The organism is Caballeronia sp. INML2, from assembly GCF_023631365.1.
GTDB classification, from domain to species: domain Bacteria; phylum Pseudomonadota; class Gammaproteobacteria; order Burkholderiales; family Burkholderiaceae; genus Caballeronia; species Caballeronia turbans.
This window is the reverse complement of sequence record NZ_JALQDH010000152.1, coordinates 1-4,158: the sequence shown is the minus strand read 5'-3', so window position 1 is coordinate 4,158 and position 4,158 is coordinate 1. Positions and strand designations below refer to the sequence as shown.

Annotated in this window: 4 protein-coding genes and 1 pseudogene; 1 reads left to right on the top strand and 4 read right to left on the bottom strand. The window is 57.0% G+C overall.

Annotation, left to right across the window (positions count from 1 at the left end):
• Positions 1-29: 29 nt before the first annotated feature.
• Positions 30-194 (bottom strand): hypothetical protein, encoded by a 165-nt coding sequence (locus NCT32_RS36460; RefSeq protein WP_250491504.1) that lies wholly within the window; start codon positions 192-194, stop codon positions 30-32.
• Between the two features lie 50 nt (positions 195-244).
• Between NCT32_RS36460 and NCT32_RS36455 the strand changes: the two are divergent.
• A pseudogene (locus tag NCT32_RS36455) lies at positions 245-889 on the top strand (transposase); the annotation flags it as partial.
• 130 nt (positions 890-1,019) lie between these two features.
• On the opposite strand, the gene NCT32_RS36445 reads toward NCT32_RS36455, so the two are convergent.
• The 3 genes from NCT32_RS36445 to NCT32_RS36435 all read right to left on the bottom strand — a co-directional run.
• Entirely contained in the window at positions 1,020-2,432 is a 1,413-nt protein-coding gene (locus NCT32_RS36445) for a sodium:solute symporter family protein (protein WP_250491503.1), read from the bottom strand.
• Positions 2,433-2,639: 207 nt separating this feature from the next.
• Entirely contained in the window at positions 2,640-3,893 is a 1,254-nt protein-coding gene (locus tag NCT32_RS36440; RefSeq protein ID WP_061121962.1) for a CaiB/BaiF CoA-transferase family protein, read from the bottom strand.
• 37 nt (positions 3,894-3,930) lie between these two features.
• Positions 3,931-4,158, bottom strand: a 228-nt coding sequence (locus NCT32_RS36435; RefSeq protein ID WP_284508641.1) for an FAD-binding oxidoreductase, incomplete at its 5' end; no start/stop codon positions are given.

Genomic DNA, 4,158 nt, shown 5'->3' with positions numbered 1-4,158 from the left:
CATGGTGGTGGAGTTCGATTGTGGAAGTGTTACCGTGAGAAGCAACATTCTCCTTCAATCGCCACCGCCTTCTTCCGTCTCTTCTCCACGCCGCGTACACCAGTTTCAACGATAGCTCTACGAACCGCGCGCTCACGCACTTCCGCTGAATATTTCGGCGCCGTCTTCCGTTTTGCTTTTTCGAGGTTTTCCATGACTCTATTCTCTCAGGAGTAAAGGTCTCCGGAAAACCCGGTGCGCTTCAGTGCGTGTGCCGCGCGTGCGCTTGCCCGATGGCTCGGTGCGGCTGGTCGTGCCGGAATGGGTCGGCCAACTCGACGGTTTCACGTTGCTGTTCGAGGCCCTGGTGCTGATGCTGGCGCAACAGATGCCGTTTGCCGCAGTGGCGCGCATCGTCAATCTGTCCTGGCATCGGGTGCATGCCATCTGCTCGCGCTATGTGGAACTCGCGCTGGCGTCGGCGAACCTGTCGGACGTCAGCTCGGTGGCCATCGACGAAACCTCGTACCGGCGAGGCCACGAATATCTGACGCTGGTCGCCGATATGCAGGCTCGGCGCGTCGTATTCGTCACGCCTCGCCGTGACGCGAAGACGATTGAGAGCTTTGCGGCCCACCTTAGCCAGCATCACGGCACGCCTGAGCAAATGACGTCCGTGAGCATCGACATGTCGCCCGCGTTCATCAAAGGCGTCGGCGAACATCTGCCCAATGCGCGAGTGACGTTCGACAAGTTTCACGTCGTCGCCCATGCGTCCAAGGCGCTTGATACGGTCCGGCGCCAACAACAGAAAGCCGACCCAGAACTTAAAGGGATGCGCTGGACACTGCTTAAGGACGCCAACAAGCTGAACCTCGAGATTGCATCGTTATCACCGCGTAGAACGGCTTGCGGCCAGACGCTGCTGCCGATACCGATGCGCACGTCACCGATCACGACGGTATTGGGTGCAATGTAGGCATCGGACGAAACTCGGGGTCGCTCATCGGCGAAGGAAAAGAGAGTCATATGGAAGGGTCCTATTCGACATTGTTTGTAATGGGTGCCACCTGACGTTTGTCTGCCGCTTTTGGAAAAAGTCGATCAAGCGCCATCACTATCGGCGGCGCTGCCAGCGCAATGTAGATATTATCGATGCCATATGGATCGCCCATCGCGTACCACGCTGTGGTCGCAAGGACTGCGCTCAGCAGCCCCCATGTTGCGCCCCGGCTACTGCTGAATAACGGCAGGTAAAAACCGAGCACCGCCACCACCGCTATTGACAAGCGAATCGCGCGCGTGAAGAAGGACAGGTGCAGCACCTCGGGAAAGAAGAAGACAAACGCGAGCGGTACGAAACCAATTGGAATCGACAGCAATCGAGACATACGAAATTCCTGTTCAGGCGAAGGGTGACGCATCGGGCTATAGAAATCTTTTACGATCAAGGACGAGATAGCAAGGCATACGCTGCACACACCGACGAATACCGATGCGGCCAGCGATATTGCAACTATTGCCGCGAGTACCGGCGACATATATGTCATGAAGACCGGAAAGGCGTAAAGGCTCTTCATTCCGGGAAACAGATACTTCGCGGCCACACCGATTAGCCCGAGGGCAATACTGACGGGTATGCACAATGCACCCGCGATGTATGTCGAAGTACGCGCGCTGTTCGCACTTTTCAGCGAAGACACCGCCTGAACGATGTACTGCGTCGAAAAGATCGCGCCGATGTTCGCGATAGACCAAGCAAAGATGGTCGGAAAGCCGATTTTACCTGTGGCGCTGAAGTTGAATTGCGGCATGTGTTCCACCATTGGTCGAATGCCACCGGACAACGTCAGCGCGACGCCCAGCACAACGAAAACGCCGACACACTTCACCACTGTGTGAACCACGGATACGTATGCGACGCTCTTCATCCCGCCAATCGCGCAATAGAAGGTGCTGACCACCGCCGTGACGATGGCCGCAGGCCCGAGCGGGATGTTAAGAATCGTCGATAGAGCGGCAGCGCCGCTCACGTAATAGCCGACGTTGACCAAGAGCAGCGCGTATATCATGATGAGTGACACTGTTATCTGCGTCGATCTGCCATAGCGCTTCGCAACTGCGCCGGAAATCGTGAATTCCCCAGACGTATAAAGTTTCTTGGCCAAAAAGATGCCAAACAGGGGAAAGCCGATCGCGGCGCTGAGTACTGCCCACATCGCAGCGGCGCCGGACTCGAACGCGGCTTGTGCCGTACCGATGGTCGATTTCGCGCCCACAAATTCTGACATCATTAAAATGCCGACGACAATCGCCGGCATGGAACGTGCGGCGACCATGAAGTCGCTTGAATCCCTACTTCGCAATTTGACGGTCAGCAACGCGGTTGCCGCAATGTAAGCGATGAGGGCTCCGATGATGATGTAGGTCACAGTCGGGTCGATCTGATGCATGTCTCGTCTCCACAATTTTCAGTACTACAAAATTTGTTCAGAGCCGATATCCAGGTAGTAGTTGTCGTGTGGATGAAGGCGCGTGGCCAAACTTGTTACTGACGCGACCTGGAGCCGATTCTCCGCGGCCGCGTCGTCGGTGAAGCATTGTCAGTGCTGCGCCGATTTTGAAACCTATATTTCTTCGTCGCTTTGTAAGGCCCCAAGTCAGCTGCGAACAGGCGTCCGCAGATTACTGGGCCCGACTACGCCGGATTCTCTGAGGCCCGCGATCGCTGCGTCAGAAAGACCCGCCGCTCTCAGCACCTCGTCTGTGTGTTCGCCGAGAGCCGGCGGCGGACGGTCGTATTGGACCGGCGAGCGAGAAAACTTAATCGGATTGGCGATTTGCGGCACCTCTGAACCCATCGCATGCGGTAGGGAAAACGTCATGCCCCGCTCGAGAACATGTGGGTCCGCGAGCGCCTGTGCAACAGAATTGATCGGGCCAGCCGGGACACCCGCTGCTTCGAGTTTGGCAAGCCATCGTTCACGTGGAGCGCGACCCAGCGCGCGCTGGATCTGCTCGACCAAAAGTTCTCGATTAGCCAAGCGCCCGCTGTTCGATGCGAATTCGGGCAACGACGCAATCTGCTCCAGTCCAAGTACCCGGCAAAGAGACTGAAACTGACGGTCATTACCAACGGCAACGATCATCGCGCTATCGCTTGCATCGAACGACTGATAAGGACACAGATTTGGATGCGCGTTACCCCAACGCTTAGGGTTGTCACCTGAGACGAGATAGTTCAGCCCGTGATTGGCAAGCCAGCCGATCTGCGTGTCTAGCAGGCTCATGTCGATATGCTGGCCGCGCCCGCTCACATGACGTTCGTTAAGCGCGCCAAGGATCGCCACTGTCGCATACATGCCTGTCATCAAATCAGAGATTGGCACGCCGCACTTCTGCGGGCCGCCGCCAGGGAGATCGTCGCGTTCGCCAGTGACGCTCATTAACCCGCCCATCGCCTGGATTACGAAATCATAGCCGGCACGTTCGCGATACGGTCCGCTCTGTCCGAAACCCGTGATCGAGCAGTAGACAAGCTTCGGATTCACCGCGTGCAACGTCGAATAGTCTAGTCCATATCGGCGCATGTCACCGAATTTGAAGTTCTCTATTACGACGTCGACGTCGGCTGCGAGTTTTCGCACTACATCTTGCCCGGCCGATACGCTAAAGTCGATCGCGATCGAGCGCTTGCCGCGATTCGCTGCGAGGAAGTATGCAGACTCACGGCTTGGCGCGTCATCGGGGCCACGGGCGAACGGCGGCCCCCATGCGCGCGTATCGTCGCCACTGCCAGGGCGCTCGACTTTGACGACGTCGGCGCCGAGGTCAGCGAGAACCTGGGTACACCACGGTCCCGCAAGAATTCGGCTGAGATCAAGTACCCGGATTCCGGAAAGCACGCCTTTCATTGATACCTCCAAATTGACGCATCTTTGTGGGCGCCTGTTACGACGGATCGAAAAGAATTCCGGGGTTCAAGATTGCACGAGGGTCGAGGATTTGCTTTGCCGCGCGCAGCGCTGAGCAGAATAATTCTGGACGCTCCTTGTCGTACCAGGGGCGATGATCTCGTCCGAGCGCGTGATGGTGCGTAACCGTACCGCCTGCATCTACCATCGACTGTTCGGCGATCTGCTTGATGGCCATGTATTGTTCAGGAATGCGGCGCTTATC

Coding starts and splice junctions, on each gene's coding strand:
- NCT32_RS36460 (WP_250491504.1), bottom strand. CDS start 194: ATGGAAAACCTCGAAAAAGCAAAACGGAAGACGGCGCCGAAATATTCA.
- NCT32_RS36445 (WP_250491503.1), bottom strand. CDS start 2,432: ATGCATCAGATCGACCCGACTGTGACCTACATCATCATCGGAGCCCTC.
- NCT32_RS36440 (WP_061121962.1), bottom strand. CDS start 3,893: ATGAAAGGCGTGCTTTCCGGAATCCGGGTACTTGATCTCAGCCGAATT.